The sequence below is a fragment of the Microbacterium sp. GbtcB4 genome (assembly GCF_019091465.1).
Classification (GTDB): domain Bacteria; phylum Actinomycetota; class Actinomycetes; order Actinomycetales; family Microbacteriaceae; genus Microbacterium; species Microbacterium paraoxydans.
The window spans coordinates 1-230 of the sequence record NZ_JAGXJJ010000737.1 but is presented as its reverse complement, the minus strand read 5'-3'; the positions used below and the strand labels follow the sequence as shown (position 1 = coordinate 230).

Below are 230 nucleotides of genomic sequence, written 5' to 3'. Positions count from 1 at the left end.
GACCCCGTCACCGCCCCCCACCACATCGCCGTCGTGACAAGCGAGCCGTCCGAGACCGCCCTCGTGCGCGTGCACTCCGAGTGCCCCACCGGCGAGGCGTTCGGCTCCCAGAAGTGCGAGTGCGGGCCGCAGCTCGATGCCGCGCTGGACGCGAACGACCGCGAGGGCGGGATCGTCATCTACATGCGGGGGCACGAGGGGCGCGGCATCGGGCTCATCAACAAGCTGCG

The 230-nt window shown here is 71.7% G+C and carries 1 pseudogene; it reads left to right on the top strand.

Annotated elements, in window-relative coordinates:
- Positions 1–230, top strand: a pseudogene (locus KVS71_RS19450) (bifunctional 3,4-dihydroxy-2-butanone-4-phosphate synthase/GTP cyclohydrolase II); the annotation flags it as partial.